The sequence below is a fragment of the Actinoplanes oryzae genome (assembly GCF_030757795.1).
Lineage (GTDB): Bacteria > Actinomycetota > Actinomycetes > Mycobacteriales > Micromonosporaceae > Actinoplanes.
The window spans coordinates 13,414-29,667 of the sequence record NZ_JAUQWH010000006.1 but is presented as its reverse complement, the minus strand read 5'-3'; the positions used below and the strand labels follow the sequence as shown (position 1 = coordinate 29,667).

At 74.4% G+C, this 16,254-nt stretch carries 11 protein-coding genes; 9 read left to right on the top strand and 2 right to left on the bottom strand.

Translation table 11 applies throughout. The features are described 5' to 3' along the window. The first annotated feature begins 90 nt into the window (after positions 1-90). From recC to RBH18_RS03810, 9 genes are all read left to right on the top strand, one after another. Positions 91-3,330 carry an exodeoxyribonuclease V subunit gamma gene (recC, locus tag RBH18_RS03850; RefSeq protein ID WP_306204482.1) on the top strand — a complete coding sequence of 1,080 codons (3,240 nt, stop codon included), beginning with the start codon at positions 91-93 and terminating at the stop codon, positions 3,328-3,330. Beyond that, the gene (locus RBH18_RS03845) at positions 3,327-6,614 is read left to right on the top strand and encodes a UvrD-helicase domain-containing protein (protein WP_306204481.1); all 3,288 of its coding nucleotides are present in this window, start codon (positions 3,327-3,329) and stop codon (positions 6,612-6,614) included. Before recC ends, RBH18_RS03845 begins: the two co-directional genes overlap by 4 nt. Beyond that, positions 6,611-8,410 carry an exodeoxyribonuclease V subunit alpha gene (recD, locus tag RBH18_RS03840; RefSeq protein ID WP_306204480.1) on the top strand — a complete coding sequence of 600 codons (1,800 nt, stop codon included), beginning with the start codon at positions 6,611-6,613 and terminating at the stop codon, positions 8,408-8,410. The genes RBH18_RS03845 and recD overlap by 4 nt, the downstream gene beginning before the upstream one ends. A 53-nt stretch (positions 8,411-8,463) precedes the next feature. After that, the gene (locus tag RBH18_RS03835) at positions 8,464-9,624 is read left to right on the top strand and encodes an outer membrane protein assembly factor BamB family protein (RefSeq protein ID WP_306204479.1); all 1,161 of its coding nucleotides are present in this window, start codon (positions 8,464-8,466) and stop codon (positions 9,622-9,624) included. A gap of 9 nt (positions 9,625-9,633) precedes the next feature. Beyond that, positions 9,634-10,287: a DUF6308 family protein gene (locus RBH18_RS03830; protein ID WP_306204478.1), complete on the top strand. Its 654-nt coding sequence runs from the start codon at positions 9,634-9,636 to the stop codon at positions 10,285-10,287. Positions 10,288-10,560: 273 nt separating this feature from the next. Continuing rightward, complete coding sequence (locus tag RBH18_RS03825; protein ID WP_306204477.1) at positions 10,561-11,340, top strand: helix-turn-helix domain-containing protein; 780 nt, start codon at positions 10,561-10,563, stop codon at positions 11,338-11,340. Positions 11,341-11,452: 112 nt separating this feature from the next. Further along, positions 11,453-12,667: a macrolide family glycosyltransferase gene (locus RBH18_RS03820; protein ID WP_306204476.1), complete on the top strand. Its 1,215-nt coding sequence runs from the start codon at positions 11,453-11,455 to the stop codon at positions 12,665-12,667. Between the two features lie 118 nt (positions 12,668-12,785). Further along, positions 12,786-13,310 carry a DUF6817 domain-containing protein gene (locus tag RBH18_RS03815; protein WP_306204475.1) on the top strand — a complete coding sequence of 175 codons (525 nt, stop codon included), beginning with the start codon at positions 12,786-12,788 and terminating at the stop codon, positions 13,308-13,310. Continuing rightward, complete coding sequence (locus RBH18_RS03810) at positions 13,310-13,711, top strand: VOC family protein (protein ID WP_306204474.1); 402 nt, start codon at positions 13,310-13,312, stop codon at positions 13,709-13,711. The genes RBH18_RS03815 and RBH18_RS03810 overlap by 1 nt, the downstream gene beginning before the upstream one ends. 77 nt (positions 13,712-13,788) lie before the next feature. On the opposite strand, the gene RBH18_RS03805 is transcribed toward RBH18_RS03810, so the two are convergent. Together RBH18_RS03805 and RBH18_RS03800 are read right to left on the bottom strand one after the other, a co-directional pair. Next, positions 13,789-15,114 (bottom strand): glycoside hydrolase family 6 protein, encoded by a 1,326-nt coding sequence (locus RBH18_RS03805; RefSeq protein WP_306204473.1) that lies wholly within the window; start codon positions 15,112-15,114, stop codon positions 13,789-13,791. A 61-nt stretch (positions 15,115-15,175) separates the two neighbouring features. Then, on the bottom strand, positions 15,176-16,249 hold the full coding sequence (locus RBH18_RS03800) for a lytic polysaccharide monooxygenase auxiliary activity family 9 protein (protein ID WP_306204472.1): 1,074 nt from the start codon (positions 16,247-16,249) through the stop codon (positions 15,176-15,178). Positions 16,250-16,254 lie beyond the last annotated feature (5 nt).

Sequence of the window (16,254 nt, the reverse complement as noted above, 5' to 3'; positions counted from 1 at the left end):
GCCGGGAGCAGTTCCCCGGAAACCCCCAAGCACCGAAAAATACTCATATACGGTACGGCCTGAGCAGTCTCGACCGGGGACGAGGCAGGCATGCTGCGAGTACATCGGGCCGAACGGGCGGACCGCCTCGCCGACGCGCTGGCCGGCGTCCTGGGCGAGCGCCTCGGCGATCCCTTCACCCCCGAGGTCGTCGGCGTCCCGTCGCGCGGCGTCGAGCGGTGGCTCGCCCAGCGCCTGAGCCACCATCTCGGCACCGGGCCGGGCCGCGGCGGCGTGTGCGCGAACGTCGAGTTCCCCGGCGTACCCGAGCTGATCGGCCGCGCCACCGACAAGGCGGACACCGACGCCCCGCGCGAGGATCCCTGGCACCCCGACCGGCTCGTCTGGCCGGTGCTCGACGTCATCGACCGGTCGCTGCACGAGGACTGGTGCCGCCCGCTCGCGGCCTACCTGGACGGCGACGAGATCCGCCGCGGCCGCCGCTACGCCACCGCGCGTCACCTCGCCGGCCTCGTCAGCTCGTACGCCCTGCACCGCCCCGAGATGCTGCGGCAGTGGACCGCGGGCACGGACGCCGGCATCCCCGCGGACCTGCGCTGGCAGCCCGAGCTCTGGCGCCGCCTGACCCGGCAGCTGCCCGAGCCGGACCCGGCCACGCGGCTGCGGACCGTGCGCGAGCTGCTGCACGCCGACCCGGACGTCTCCTCCCTGCCGGGCCGCGTGTCGGTCTTCGGTCCCACCCGGCTGCCCGCCGCGCACATCGCCGTCCTCGCGGCCCTCGCCGAGCACCGCGACGTCCATCTCTGGCTGCCGCATCCCTCGCCCGCGCTGTGGGAGGCCCTGCGCCCGTACGCCCACCAGCGCCCCCGCCTCCCGAGACGCGCCGACCCGACCACCGCCGTCCCCCGCCACCCGCTGCTCGCCTCGCTCGGCCGCGACGCCCGGGAGCTGCAACTCCTCCTCGCCGCGCCGGGCGTCCCGATCGAGGACCGCCACTACCCCGCCGGAACCGACCGGCCCGCCACACTGCTGAGCCGTCTGCAACAAGCCATCGCCCGGGACGAGCCACCCGCCGCGACGACGAGCGACGCCAGCGACGACGACCGCAGCGTCCAGGTGCACGCCTGTCACGGCCCCGGCCGCCAGGTCGAGGTGCTGCGGGAGATCGTGCTGCACCTGCTCGCCGCCGATCCGGCCCTCGAACCGCGGGACATCCTCGTCATGTGCCCGGACATCGAGACGTTCGCCCCGCTGGTGTCCGCGTCGTTCGGGCTGGGATCCGAGGCGGCGCACCCCGCACACCGGCTGCGGGTCAAGCTGGCCGACCGGGCGCTGCGCCAGGTGAACCCGCTGTTCGGGGTGGCGGCGCGGCTGCTCGAGCTCGCCGGCGCCCGGGTGAGCGCGGCGCAGGTCCTCGATCTGGTCGCCGCGGCGCCCGTACGCCGGCGTTTCGGCCTGCGCGACGACGACCTGGACCGCCTCCGCGACCTGGTGGTGCAGTCGGGCGTGCGCTGGGGCCTGGACGCCGCGCACCGGGCGCGGTGGCAGCTCGACGGGGTGCGCCCGAACACGTGGGAGGCCGGGCTGGACCGCGTCCTGCTGGGCGTGGCGATGGGCGAGGACGAGCTGGGCTGGCTGGGCACGGCGCTGCCGCTCGACGACGTCGACGCCGGCGACGTGGACCTCGCGGGCCGGCTCGCCGAGTTCGTCGACCGGCTGACGACCGCGCTGACCAGCCTGTCCGGCGAGCATCCGCCGCAGGTGTGGCTGGATGCGCTGGTCACGGCGGTGGATGCGCTGACCGCGGTGCCGGATGCGGACTCGTGGCAGGTGACGCAGCTGCGGGCGGAGCTGACGAGTGAGCCGGTCGGCACCACGCTCACGCTGCCGGACGTACGCTCGCTGCTGGACGAACGGCTGCGCGGCCGGCCGACCCGGGCCAACTTCCGCACCGGCGACCTGACGATCTGCACGATGGTCCCGATGCGCTCGGTGCCGCACCGCGTGGTGTGCGTGCTGGGCCTCGACGACGGGGTCTTCCCGCGGTCGTCCGGGGTGGACGGCGACGACGTGCTCGCCCGCGATCCCTGTGCCGGCGAGCGGGATCCGCGCGGCGAGGACCGCCAGCTGCTGCTCGACGCGATCATGGCGGCGACGGACCGGCTCGTCCTGCTCTACTCGGGCGCCGACGAGCGGACGAACGCGCCCCGCCCGCCGGCCGTCCCCCTCGACGAGGTGCTGGACGTCCTGGGCACAACCGTCGTCCGCCACCCGCTGCAGCCCTTCGACCGGCGCAACTTCGCCGCGGAGGCGCCGTTCAGCTTCGATCCGGTGGCGCTGGCCGGGGCTGCCGCCGGGGCCGGGCCGCGCCGGGCCGATCCGCCGTTCCTGCCCGCTCCCCTGCCACCCGTCCCGGGCGACGTCCTCGCCCTGGACGACCTACGGTCCTTCGTGGAGCATCCGACGCGGGCGTTCCTGCGGCGGCGGCTGGGGCTCAGCTTCTTCACCGACGACGCCGACCCCGGCGAGGGGCTGCCCGTCGAGCTGGACGGCCTGCAGCGCTGGGCGGTCGGCGAGCGGCTGCTGCGGGCCCTGCTGCGCGGCGCCGACCTGGACCGCTGCGTGCAGGCCGAATGGCGGCGCGGCACGGTGCCGCCGGGTCCCCTCGGACGGCGGCTGCTGCAGGCGATGGCCGACGAGGTGGCGCCGCTCGCGGCCGCGGCGCGGACCCACCTGACGGGTACGCCCACCGCCCTCGACCTGTCCCTGAAGCTGCCGGACGGACGCCGCCTCGACGGAACGGTGTCCGGCGTGCACGGGCACTGTGCCGTCGCGGTCTCGTACGCCCGGATCAGCCCGAAGCACCGCCTCCGCGCGTGGCTGACCTTGCTCGCCCTGACCGCCGCCCGGCCCGGCACCCCGTGGCAGGCCGTCACCCTCGGGCGGGGCGCCGGCGGGGTGCGCCGCTGCACGTACGGCCCGCTCGATCCGGAGACCGCCCGGCAGACCCTGCACGATCTGGTGAGCCTGCACGACGAGGGGCTGCGGGAGCCGTTGCCGCTGCCGGCGAAGAGCTCGCACGCGTACGCCCGATGCCGGCTGCGCAACGGCAGCGTGGAGACCGCGCACACCAAGGCCGCCGCCGAGTGGTCCCGGTTCCGGGGCGCCGGCGAGAACGAGGACGCGGGCCACGTCCTGGTGCTCGGCGACCACGCCCCCTTCGAGCGGCTGCTGGCGACGGCGGGCACGACCGAGCCTACCCGGTTCGGGGAGCTGGCCATGCGGCTGTGGCGGCCCCTGTGCGCCGCCGAGCGCGAGGACCAGCCGTGACGGCCACCCTGACCCGGGGCGTCGCCGCGTTCGACATCGGGGGCGAGCTGCCGACGGGGACGGTGGTGCTGGAGGCGAGCGCGGGCACCGGCAAGACGTTCACCATCGCCGCGCTGGCCACCCGCTACGTCGCCGAGGGCCGGGCGAGCCTGGACGAGCTGCTGCTGGTCACCTTCGGCCGGGCGGCGACGGCGGAACTGCGGCAGCGCGTCCGGGAGCACCTGGTATCCGCGGAACGCGGCCTGGCGTGCGCATCCACGAGAGCGGGGACAGGCCCGGCCGACATGCCGCCGGAGGAGGTCGCCCGGCGGCGGGCCCGGCTGGCCGCGGCGATCGCCGGCTTCGACGCGGCCACGATCGCCACGACCCACCAGTTCTGCCACGAGGTGCTGGCGAGCCTCGGCGTCGCCGCGGACACCGACCGGGACGCTGTGTTCGTCGAGGACCCGGACGACCTGGTGGTCGAGGTGGCCGACGACCTCTACCTGCGCAAGTACGCGCACCCCGGCGCCCCGGCGCCGGCCCTGTCCCGGGAGTGCGCGCTGGACGTCGCGCGGCAGGCGGTCGCGGACAGCCAGGCCCGCCTCGAGCCGTGCTCGGCGCCGCCCGGCAGTGAGGCCGAGGCGCGCTACCGGTTCGCCGAGGCCGTACGCCGCGAGGTCGCGCACCGCAAGCGCACCCGGCGCCTGACGGGATACGACGACATGCTCACGGGACTCGCCGCCGTGCTCACGGATCCCGTCCGCGGGCCGGAGGCGTGCCGGCGGCTGCGCGAGCGGTACCGGGTGGTGCTGGTCGACGAGTTCCAGGACACCGACCCGGTGCAGTGGACGATCGTGCGCACGGCGTTCCACGGCCACGCGACGCTGGTGCTCATCGGGGATCCCAAACAGGCCATCTACGCGTTCCGGGGCGCCGACGTGGTCAGCTATCTCGCCGCGGCCGGCGCCGCACCGCACCACGCGACGCTCGCGACCAACTGGCGCAGCGACGCCCCGGTGCTGGCCGCCTTCGAGACGGTGCTCGGCGAGGCGGCGCTGGGAGACGACCGCATCGCCGTACGCCCGGTGGCCGCCGCCCACGCCGCCCGGCGCCTGCAGCCGGGCGCACCGTTGCGGATCCGCTTCGTGCCCCGCGCCGGCCTCCCGGCGAACAAGAGCGGTCTCGTGGCGACCGACGCCGCCCGGGAGGCGATCGCCCGGGACCTGACCGCGGACCTGGTCGCCCTGCTGAGCGGCGGCACCCGGCTGGGCGACCGGGAACTCGCGCCCGGCGACGTGGCGGTGCTCGTCCGGACGCACCGGCAGAGCCAGCAGGTGCACGACGCGCTCACCGCCGCCGGGGTGCCGGCCGTGCTCGCGGGCACCACGAGCGTCTTCGGCACGGTCGCCGCCCGCGACTGGCTGGCCCTGCTGGAAGCCCTCGAACAGCCGCACCGCGGGACGCGGGTCGCGGCTGCCGCGCGTACCGGCCTGGTGGGATGGACGACCGGGCAGCTGGCCGGCGCCGGGGAGCGGGAGTTCGAGGAACTGGGTGTCATCCTGCGCGGCTGGGCCGGGCTGCTCGCCACGCGCGGGGTCGCGGCGCTGCTGGAGGCCGTGACCGCGGCCGGGATGCCGGCCCGGCTGCTGGCGTGGCGCTCGGGCGAACGGCATCTGACCGATCTGCGCCACGTCGGCATGGCCCTGCACACCGCGGCGACCGAGGGCGCGCTGGGGCTGACGGCGATCGCCGAGTGGCTGCGCCGGCGCATCGACGAGGCCCCGCACGACGTGAGCCTGGAACGCAGCCGGCGCCTGGAGTCCGACGCGGACGCCGTGCAGATCCTCACCGTGCATGCCAGCAAGGGGCTGGAGTATCCCGTCGTCTACCTGCCCTTCGCGTGGGACCGGCACGTCGGCAGGCCCGATCTGCTGCACCTGCACGACGACACGGGCGCCCGCGTGCTCGACGTCGGGGGGCCCACCGGGCCCGGCTACGCCACCGGGGCCGCGCGACACCAGGCCGAGGACGGCGGCGAGGACCTGCGGCTGCTCTACGTGGCCCTCACCCGGGCCGCGTGTCAGGTCGTCACGTGGTGGGCGCCCACCGCGAACACCAAGGCGTCGGCGCTGCACCGGTTCCTCTTCGGTCGTCCGGCCGCTGGGCAGACCCCGAAGCCGGAGTACCCGGTGCCCGATGACGCCACGGCCTGGGCGCACCTGCAGTCGCTCGCCGGCCCGGCGGTCGCCGTGGAACGGGTGGTGCCGGCGCCGCCGGTACGCCTGCCTGCCCCGGAGATCGCCCGCCCGGCGCTGGCGGCCGCGCAGTTCTCGCGGTCGCTGGACTTCGGGTGGCGGCGGACGTCGTACTCGCGGCTGACCGCCGGGGTCCACGAGGCGCCCGGGGTCGGCAGCGAACCGGACACCGGCGTCATCACCGACGAGGAACTCATATCCCTTCCGGACACGGAGGGATCCGGTGAGCATTCGCCGATGGCCGATCTGCCGAGCGGTGCCTCCTTCGGCACGTTGCTGCACACGATCCTGGAGGACCTCGACGTCACCTCGCCCGCCCTGCCCGCCGAGCTCACCGCCCGCGCGGCCGAGCTGCTGGCCCGCACGGCGCTGACGGTCGAGCCCGGCGAGCTGGCCGCCGCCCTGCTGCCCGCGCTGCACACCCCGCTCGGACCGCTGGCCGGCGGGCGGGCCCTGGCGGACTTCGCCCCGGCGGACCGGCTGGCGGAGCTCGACTTCGAGCTGCCCCTCGACGGCGGCGACCGGTCCCGCGACACCGCGCCCGTCACGCTGGGCGCGCTGGGCGACGCGCTCGCCCGCCATCTCGCCCAGGACGACCCCCTTGCCGGGTACGCCGACCAGCTGCGCGCCCCGGGCCTCGGCGACCAGCGGCTGCGCGGCTATCTGACCGGCAGCGTCGACGCCGTGCTCCGGCTGCCCGGGCCCCGGTACGTCGTCGTGGACTACAAGTCGAACTGGCTCGGCGAGCCCGGGCAGCCCCTCACGCTCCACCACTACCGCCCGGCGGCCCTGACCCGGGCGATGATCGCCGCCCACTATCCGCTGCAGGCCCTGTTGTACGCCGTCGCCCTGCACCGGTATCTGCGCTGGCGGCAACCGGGATACGACCCGGCGCGGCACCTCGGCGGCGTGCTCTACCTGTTCCTGCGCGGCATGGCCGGGCCGGACACGCCCGCACCGGCCGGCGTCCCGTACGGCGTCTTCAGCTGGCAGCCCCCGGCGGCGCTGATCGTGGAACTGTCCGACCTGCTGGACGGCGTCTCATGACCGTCCTGCTCGCCCGGCGCGCCACCGGGCTGCTGCAGCAGTTCAACGCGGCCGGGATCCTCGGCCTCGCCGACGTGCACACCGCCCGCCGCGTCGCCGCCCTCGGCGGCGAGCCCGACGAGACCGTGCAGCTGGCCGTCGCGCTGACCGTCCGCGCGCTGCGGCTCGGCTCGGTGTGCCTGGACCTGCCCCGCGTGCACCTGACCACCGTCACCGACGAGCCGGTCGCCCTGCCGTGGCCCGAGCCGCGGGCCTGGCTCGCCGCCTGCCGCCGGAGCCCGCTCGTGACGGCCGATCAGGGCCCGGTGCGGCTGGTCGGCGAGCTGCTCTATCTGGACCGCTACTGGCGGCAGGAGGACCAGGTACGCCACGAGCTGCTGACCCGCGCCGCCGCACCCGGCCCCGCCGTCGATCACGCCCGGCTGCGCGCCGACCTCGACCGGCTCTTCCCCGCCGACGGCGGATGCCAGCGCCTCGCCGCGGCCGTCAGCACGCTGCGCCCGGTGTCCGTGCTCGCGGGCGGCCCCGGCACCGGCAAGACCACCACCATCGCGCGCCTGCTGGCCGTCCTCGCCGCGCAGCCCGGCGGCCCGCTGCGCATCGCGCTCGCCGCGCCCACCGGCAAGGCCGCCGCCCGGCTCGAGGAGGCCGTCCGCGAGGTGACCGCCACGCTCCCCGGCGCCGACCGGGCCGCGCTCGGCGACCTGCACGCGTCCACCATCCACCGGCTGCTCGGCCGCCGGCCCGGCTCGCACACGCGCTTCCGGCACGACCGGAGCAACCGCCTGCCGTACGACGTGGTGGTCGTCGACGAGACGAGCATGGTGTCGCTGACGCTGATGGCCCGGCTGCTGGAGGCCGTACGCCCGGAGGCCCGCCTCGTCCTGGTCGGCGACCCGGACCAGCTCGCCTCGGTGGAGGCCGGTGCCGTGCTCGGCGACATCGTCCGCGCCGGGGGCCCGCCCGAGCCCGCGCTCCACGAGGCCCTCGCCGGCCTCCTCGAACCCGGGCAACAGGTGGTCAACGGCGTCGTCACGCTCACCCGGACGTGGCGCTTCGGCGGTGCGATCGCCGCCCTGGCCACGGCCGTCCGTACGGGCGATGTGGACGCCGCCCTCGACGTGCTCGCCTCCGGAGATCCCGCCGTCGTCTTCACGGGTCCCGATGACGTCGACGGCCTCCGCTCGGACACCCTCGCCGCCCTGGGCGCGGTCACCGGCGCGGCCGTCGCCGGGGACGCCGCCGCCGCGCTGGCCGCCCTCGACGCCCACCGGGTGCTGTGCGCGCACCGCGAGGGCCCGTACGGCGTGACCCGCTGGACCCGCGAGATCGCCCGCTGGCGGGGCGTGGACGCCACCGCCGACCTCGACCCCGGCCGGCCGTTGCTGATCACCGCCAACGACTACGACTCCGGGCTCTACAACGGCGACACGGGTGTCATCGTCGACACGCCCGACGGTATGCGGGCGGCCTTCGCGCGGGGCGGGACACCGGTGCTCGTACCCCCGTCGCGGTTGTCGTCGGCCGAAACCCTCTACGCCCTGACCGTGCATCGCAGCCAGGGCAGCCAGTTCGGCAAGGTCTCGCTGATCCTGCCGGAGGCCGGCTCGCCGCTGCTGACGCGCGAGCTGCTCTACACCGCCGTGACGCGCGCGCGGACCGGTCTGCGGATCCTCGGCACCCCGGACGGGATCCGCGCCGCCGTCGAGCGCCCGGTCGCCCGCGCCACCGGCCTGCGCGACAGCCTGGCGGCCCCGACGTCGAACGGGGGACGCGAAACGCCCACCCCGGGGTGATCATCAGCGTGCCGAGCTGGGCGTCTCCCGGTGCGGCGGGGCATCGTACGGGGATGTTCGCCGCCGTTGTGCCGACCGTCGCCCTGCTGCTGGCCGCCCTGCCCGCCCCGGCCGCTGCCCGGCAGGGACCGGATCCCGCTGCCGCCGCCCGCCTGCACGCGACCTGGCACGCCGGACCCATCGCGGGCACGATCGGATCCAGCCCCACGTACGCCGGCGGATCCGTCTACTACACCGAGGACGCCCAGCCCGCGACCGCCCCGGGCACCGCCGTGCGGATCACCCGCCGCGACGCCGCCACGGGCGCCCGGCTGCCGTTCGCCGCCGACCCCGTGGCGACGCTGTTCCTCACGCGACCGCTCGCCGCCGGGGGACGGATCCTGACGCTCAGCGCGTACGAGCGGGCGCGGGTCAAGGCGACCGTCCGGGCGTACACATCGGAGGGCCGGACCGCCTGGAAGCGTGACCTGCCCGGCGAGAAGTTCCCCACCGAGCTCGTCGCGGCCGGCCCGCTGGTCCTCGCGGCGGCCGAGACCGGCTGCGACCGGCCCGGCGCCACGGGCTGCGCGCACACCACCGTCACCGCCTGGTCGGCCGCGGACGGCACCCCGGCCTGGCAGCGCACCCTCGCCGGCGGCTCCCCGCGCCTGGCCTCGGCGGCCGGCCGTCTCGCGATCCACCTGCTGCCCCCGACGGGTACGCCCGCCACCGGCACGCTGCACGGCCTCGACGCCGCCACGGGCCGCCGGCTGTGGTCCCGCTCCCGCGTGCCGGAGGGCGTCCTGGCCACCGACGCCGCCGCGGTCTATGTCGCCGCGGGCCGCGTGCAGGCCTTCCGGGCCACGGACGGCAAAATCCGCTTCAGTACGCCACCCGCCCGCTACACCGACGTCACCGCCGGCCGCGCCGGGATCTACGCCGCCACCGCCACCCGGCGCGTCGTCGCCCTCGACCCCCGGGGCCGCACCCGGTGGACCTCCCCCGCCCGCCCGACCGGCCCCCTCACCGCCGCCACCGGCGTCCTGTGGTTCCAGCACCACCCCGGCGCCGACACCGAGCCGACCTACCTGGCCGCCGTCGACACCCGCACCGGCCGCCGCCTGCGCACCCTCGAAGTCAGCAAGGGCTACAGCCCCGGCGCCGTCGCCGTGGGCGCCGGCCGCGTCTTCACGACCGCCTACCTGACCCAGGTCCGCGCCTACGCTCCCGAGTAACATCCGGCGGTGCCCACCGATCTGCGCGCCGTCCTCCGAGCCGCCCCGGCGGACCTGAAGACCTACTTCGCCACGTACACCGGCCGCCACTTCGAGCAGCTCGGCGGCGGCGGTGACCGGCGGGAAACCCGCGACACCATCACCGCGACCGACCTGGTCGCCGTGACGATGCTCAGCGTCAGCGTCCCCGCCGCGGTCGCCGCCGACCTGCTCGAGGGTCAGCTCGGCCGCGACCTCTCCCGCCACCTGACGGAGATCCCGGCGGACGTGTCGCTGGGCACGCCCGAGGCGGCGGGTCACGTCCGGCCCGGGTCGCCCGCCGACAAGGCCTGGCAGCTGCTCAAGACCCAGGACGGGGTCGGCTGGGTCACCGCCGGCAAACTCCTCGCCCGCAAGCGTCCCAAGCTGATCCCCGTCTGGGACCGGGTCGTCCGCTGCCAGCTCGCCCTCCCCGGCGACGTCTGGCGCACCCTCGACACCACCCTGGCCGACCCGGCCGTGCGCACCGACCTGGCCGCGCTCCGCGACAACGCCGGCCTACCCCCCGAGGTCACCCTCCTGCGCATCCTCGACGTCGCCCTGTGGATGCGCCACCACAAGCAGCACCGCGACGCCGCCTGCCCGGGCTACGCCACCGTCTCGTCCTCAACGACATCACCGTAGGGGTAGCCGATCCACGGTCCCGGGCCCTCGGCCGGACAACGGTCGTCGATCGCCTTCTTGACCACGACGTAGTCCGCGGCACCCCATGGTGCCATCCCGCCACCGGCGCCGCCTGTCACCGCCCGCGCTCCGCAGCCTCCCCGGCCACGAGGTGGCCCACGCTCGTCGCTGCTGGTGGCTTGCCTGCGAGTGGGTGCCAGGTCATGACGCGCAGGCGCCATTTTGGGGACGTGGGCGCACACAGCCGGCACGGCGCGCCGGAGGATGGGACGCATGAACAACGAGCCTCCGGCAGGGTCACCGATCCTCAGCATTCAGCGCGGTGACGCGGCAGAAGTCGAGAAGCGGCCGACCCATTCCCATCCCGAGCCGGTGCTGCTGGGTAGCACGAGCGCGACCTTGATGGGTACCGCCGGGTCTCGGGACTGGTTGATCCCGCCTGGTTACGGGCTCTGGGTGCCGGGCGACGTCGAGCACGGCGGCCGGGTGTTGCACGACGGCGATCTGTCGATCCTTCACCTCGACGCGGAACGCTGCCCCATCGCCTGGACCGAGCCCACCGGCGTCACCGTCGGGCCGCTCCTTCGCGAACTGATCACCCACCTGATCCGGACCGCGCCGGACGATGCGAGCCGCGGTCCGAGTGAGGCCCTCCTGTTCGCGCTGCTCAGTCCCTTGCCGGCGACTGACATTCAGATTTCGGTGCCCACGGACCCGCGTGTGCGCGCCATCGCCGAGCGGCTCCTGGCCGACCCTGCCGACACACGCGAACTCACCGACTGGGCCGACGAGGTCCATGCCGGCGCGCGCACACTGTCACGGCTGTTCCCGGCCCAGACGGGTCTGACCTTCGCGGACTGGCGGACCCGGGTCCGGATCCGCGCCGCCATCCGGCTGCTCGGACAGGGTGCTGCTGTCAACACGACCGCCCGAGCCGTCGGCTACCGCCGGCCGAGCGCCTTCATCAGCGCTTTCCGCCGCATCACCGGATACACACCCGGCGCCTACATCAAGGCCGATCCGGGCGAAACGGATCCACCGTTGTACCGGTGAAATGCCCCGTCCCGGACGACGGCGCGTACGCGACATCGGTTGACCGCCACCCGCGCGACAGCCCACCTAGGTTGCTGGAGAGAAACGTCCGTCATACCGAAAGGGACTTCCCGTGCAGCGACACATCGCGTTTGTCGGCCGTGACGGGGCCGGTCACATCAACCCGACCCTTCCCGTCGTGGCCGAACTGGTCCGTCGTGGCCACCGCGTCACCTACGCCGCCGGTGACGCCTACGGCGACGCGGTCGAGCAGGCCGGGGCCCGGCATCTGCCGCTGCCCGCCAACGACTTCGGCGGCGGCCGGGCAGGACAGCAGTCGCTGACCGGTGCGGACCTAGACCCGGCCGCGATGATCGCGCGGATGCTGCTGGCACGGACCGAACGCGAATTCCCGGTCCTGCGCGACGGACTCGCGGCTGACCGGCCGGACGCGATCTGTTACGACGCCAGTTCGCTGTCCGGTGCCATGGTCGCCGACCTGCTCGATGTCAAGACCGTTCAGCTGCGGCCTACCTTCGCAGCCAATGAGCACTACAACCCCCTCCAGGAGTTCATCCCCGATCCGGGCCGCCGGGCCGCCGGCATCGCCGCGGCGGACAAGCAGGTACAAGCGTTCGCGGAACCGCTCGGCGTCTCCGGGAAGCCGGCCACCGTCTTGAACTCCGGCGCCGCCGACCTGACCGTCGTCTTCCTGCCCCGACGTTTCCAATACGCAGGTGAGACCTTCGACGAGCGATACGTCTTCGTCGGCCCGACGGCGTACACCCGGACGGCCGCGGACCCCTGGAAGGCGCCCGTGGCCGGCACCCGGCTGCTGTTCATCGCCCTCGGCACCATGATGAACGAACACCCGGAGTTCTTCCGCCTCTGCATCCGGACGTTCGGCGGCACCGCCTGGCGGGTCGCCATGGCCATCGGGAACCGCGTCAACCGCGATGACCTGGGCCCGCTACCGGCCAACTTCGACGTACGCCCGTACTTTCCACAACTCGAGGTGCTGCGGCACGCCACCGCGTTCGTCACCCACGCCGGCATGAACTCGACCATGGAGGCTCTGCTCAACGGGGTGCCGACCGTGTGCGTGCCGCAGATGCCCGAGCAAGCGGCCAACGCCCGCCGCATCCAGGAGCTGGCCCTGGGCGTACACCTGACTGAGATCACGTCCGCCGCCCTGCTCGACGCGGTGACCGAAGTCGAAGACAGCGAACCGATCCACAAGAACCTGGCCGCGATGCGAGACCTGCTCCACGCTGCCGGCGGAGCGCTCACGGCCGCCGACGCCATTGAAAAGCTGATCTCCGGGGCTTCGGTAGCAAGCCTTCGGTAGCAGGACGACGGCGGCCCCGATCGGCTCCCGCGCCGTCCGGGACCGCGGATGAGGCAGCACCGGGGGCTGTGATCTGCCGGGCAGCGCGAGAGGGCCGTCCCGGCCTAGGGTCGCGGCTATGAGCTTCGACAGCGCGGCGCGCGCGTTTCTGCGGGAGCACGGGGCGGAGGCGATCGAGCATCCGGGCGGCACGCTCTACGCCCACCTGTGCCGGGTGGAGGAGCGGCTGGCGGAGTTCGGGGCCGCCGAGGAGGTGCAGCTGGCCGGGCTCACGCATGCGACCTACAGCACGGACGGCTTCGACCTGGCGCTTGTCCCGTGGACCGAGCGGGAGCCGCTGCGGGCGGTGATCGGGGCGGAGGCCGAGGAGCTGGTCTACCTGTACGGCGCCTGCGAGCGGCGGCTCAGCTGGCCGGAGCTGGCCGAGACCGGCACCGTGCACGACCGGTTCACCGGCCGCGAGACGGTGCTCGCGCCGGAGCGGGTCGGGCCGTTCGTGGATCTGAGCATCGTCAACGAGCTCGACGTCATCGAGCAGAACCCGGGGCTGCTCGACAAGCACGGCACCTATTTTCGTACCCTCTTCGCGGCCTGGGCGCCGGTGACGTCGCCCGGGATCCGGCGGGTTGTGGAGGGGATGTAGTGCAGATCGATCTGGTGGCCCTGATCGTGGACGAGTACGATCCCGCGATCGACTTCTTCACCGGCGTGCTCGGGTTCGAGCTCGTGGAGGACTCGCCGTCGCTGACGAACGACGGGCGGCCGAAGCGGTGGGTGGTGGTGCGTCCGCCCGGGGCGCAGACGGGACTGCTGCTGGCCCGGGCGGACGGGGAGCACCAGCGCGCCGCCGTCGGGGCTCAGGCGGCGGGCCGGGTCGGGTTCTTCCTGCGGGCCGACGACTTCGACGGCACGTACCGGCGGATGGTGGACGCCGGGGTGACCTTCGTGCGGGAGCCGCGCACCGAGCCGTACGGGCGGGTGGCGGTCTTCCTCGACATCGCGGGCAATCGATGGGATCTCTTGGGGCCCGGCCGGTCCGGCTGATCTTCGCGCCCGGGGGAACGCGAAGATCAACGGGCGGTGGAAGGGGCCCGGGGGCAGGACCGGACCGGCCGGGGGCTCTACACGGTCGCCGTGCAGGGCGTGCCGTTGAGGGCGAAACCGCTCGGCGTGCCCGGGGATCCGGTGAAGGTCGCCTGGAATCCCGTGGTCACCGAGCCGCCGTTCGGCAGGCCGCCCGCCCACGACGGGTTCGCCACGGTGACGGTGGTGCCCGACTGGCTCCAGACGCCGTTCCAGCCGTTGCTCACGCTGACCGTCGAGCCGACCGTGAAGGTCAGGCGCCACGAGGAGAGCGGCGGGCCGCCGTTGGTGATGCGCAGGTCGGCCGTGAAGCCCGTCGCCCACTGATTGCTGGAGTAGGAGACCGCGCAGGCACCCGGGTTGGCCGGCGTCGAAGCGCTGGGAGTCGGAGCGCTGGGCGAGGTCGGCACGGGACCGGCGGCGATCGCCAGGTCGTACGCCCGCTGCGGCACGAACTGGCCCGCCGCGGCGATGCACCCGTCCGCCTCACCGGGCAGTTTGATCCACAGGTACGCGTCCAGAATGGGATCGGCCACCTGATCGGTCGACGGGGTGCCGATCGCCCGCCCGGCCGGGTCGCACCACTCGCTGCCCGCGGGCCCGTTGCCGTTGCGGCTGGTGTCGATGACGCCCTTGAGGCCGCTCACGCCGGTCGCGGCGATGACGTTGCGGACGTACGGGATGGTCTCCGCCGTGGTCCGGTAGTTGGACACGTTGACGGCGATCCCGTCGGCGCTCGTGGCGATCTCGGCGCGGTTGAGGCGGGCGGCGATGTCGGCGGGGGCCAGCCACGCCGAGTGTCCCGCGTCGAAGTAGACCTTGGCGCGCGCGGAGGCCGCCTTCAGCTTCTTACCCGCGTACGCCATGGAGGCGTACACCTGGTTCTGCAGGTCCTGGCTCTGGCAGTTGCTCATCAGGCTGAGTACGTCCGGTTCCAGGATGATGGCGGCGGCGCGGCCCTGCAGTCCCGCGGCGACCCGGTCGATCCAGGCCCGGTAGGAGGCGTGGTCCGGGGCGCCGCCCGCGCTGGCGCCGGAGCAGTCGCGGCCGGGGATGTTGTAGAGCACCATGATCGGGGTCTTGCCCGCCTGCGCCGCGGCGGCGGTGAGGCTGTCCACCTCGGACTGGACCGTGCCCGGGTTGTAGGAGGCGAACCAGCGCGCCTGCGGGACGCTCGCGATGCGGTCGCGGATGACGGCGGCGCGCGAGTCGCCGGGGTTGGCGGCGACCCAGCGGGCGGCCGAGGTCTGCGGGTCGACGTAGTAGGGGGACTCGGCGGCGTCGGCGGCCGGCGCGGCGAGCATCGTGACACCGGCTACCGCGACGGAGGCGAGCGCGGCGGCGAGGACGTGACGTGGACGCACGGAAACTCCCAGGGGATGGCGGACCCGTGGCGGTGGAACCACGGGCCCGCGCCGGCAAAGGTCAGACGGGCGCGCAGGTCAGGTCGGGCAGCGATGTGGGTCCGGTGCCGCTGCCGAGGAAGCCGACCGTGGCCGTGCCCCCGGCCGCCAGGCTGCGGTTCCACGATTCGGGGCTGACCGTCGCCGCGGTGCCGGCGGTGCTGATGACACCGCCCCACGCCTGGCTCGAGCTCTGGCCACCGGGCCAGGTGAAGCGCACCGCCCAGTTGGCCACCGCGGTGGTCGCGGTCACCTTGATCTCGCCCTGGAAGCCGCCGGTCCACGAGCTGCTCAACGTGTACGCGGCGGAGCACGAGCTGCCGGCCGGAGGCGGCGTCGTGGGGTTCGAGGGCGGCGGAGTGGTGGGCTGGGTCGTGCCGTCGCCGACCCCGGTCACCTCGCCGTTGCCGCCGTCGAAGACGACGTCCGAGCAGCCGTAGAACGTCTCCTGGCTGTCCGAGCGCGCCCACACCGAGTAGATGAGGTGCCGGCCGCTCTTGCCCGACGGCAGGTTCGCCGTCCACGAGTAGCGCCCGTCCTCGGTGCCGGGCCCGCCGACCGACTCGGGGTTGGTGACCGTCGAGAACGGCTGGGACTCCAGGTCGCTCCAGGCGAGCGGGCGGGTCGGGCTCCACGTGTCCTTGGTGATGTAGAGCCGGAAGGTGCCCGGGTGTTTCGCCCAGTTGTTGTAGTCGAAGCGCAGCGGCGCGCCCGAGGTCAGGTGCGTGACGGGCCAGTCGGCGCGGGCCAGGTTGAAGCCGGTGAAGTCGTACGGGCCGCCGGTGCCCCCGCTGCACGGCTGGCCGTCGGGGATGAAGCCGGAGGTGCGGCCGGCGCCGTCGGAGCGCAGCACGGCGAACCAGTTGTACATCGAGCTGGGGCCGCTCTGCGCGATGGCGGCCGCGCACGCCGGGTTCTTGGGCTGCACCTGGCCGGTCGAGCCGACGCTGTCCTTCCAGCACAGGTACGTACGGCTGCCGGGCACCATCATCGCGCCGTGCGCCTCGGCCGGGCCGCTGGTCAGGACCACCACCCCGGCGGTCGCGGCGAGGATCGCGCTCGCCGCCGCCAGCAGGAATCTGTTACGGACTTTCATCGAGG

What these genes read in the sequence shown, in the direction of transcription:
- RBH18_RS03800 (WP_306204472.1), bottom strand. Translation starts at nt 16,249, where the DNA reads ATGAAAGTCCGTAACAGATTCCTGCTGGCGGCGGCGAGCGCGATCCTC.
- RBH18_RS03835 (WP_306204479.1), top strand. Translation starts at nt 8,464, where the DNA reads ATGTTCGCCGCCGTTGTGCCGACCGTCGCCCTGCTGCTGGCCGCCCTG.
- recC (WP_306204482.1), top strand. Translation starts at nt 91, where the DNA reads ATGCTGCGAGTACATCGGGCCGAACGGGCGGACCGCCTCGCCGACGCG.
- RBH18_RS03815 (WP_306204475.1), top strand. Translation starts at nt 12,786, where the DNA reads ATGAGCTTCGACAGCGCGGCGCGCGCGTTTCTGCGGGAGCACGGGGCG.
- RBH18_RS03825 (WP_306204477.1), top strand. Translation starts at nt 10,561, where the DNA reads ATGAACAACGAGCCTCCGGCAGGGTCACCGATCCTCAGCATTCAGCGC.
- recD (WP_306204480.1), top strand. Translation starts at nt 6,611, where the DNA reads ATGACCGTCCTGCTCGCCCGGCGCGCCACCGGGCTGCTGCAGCAGTTC.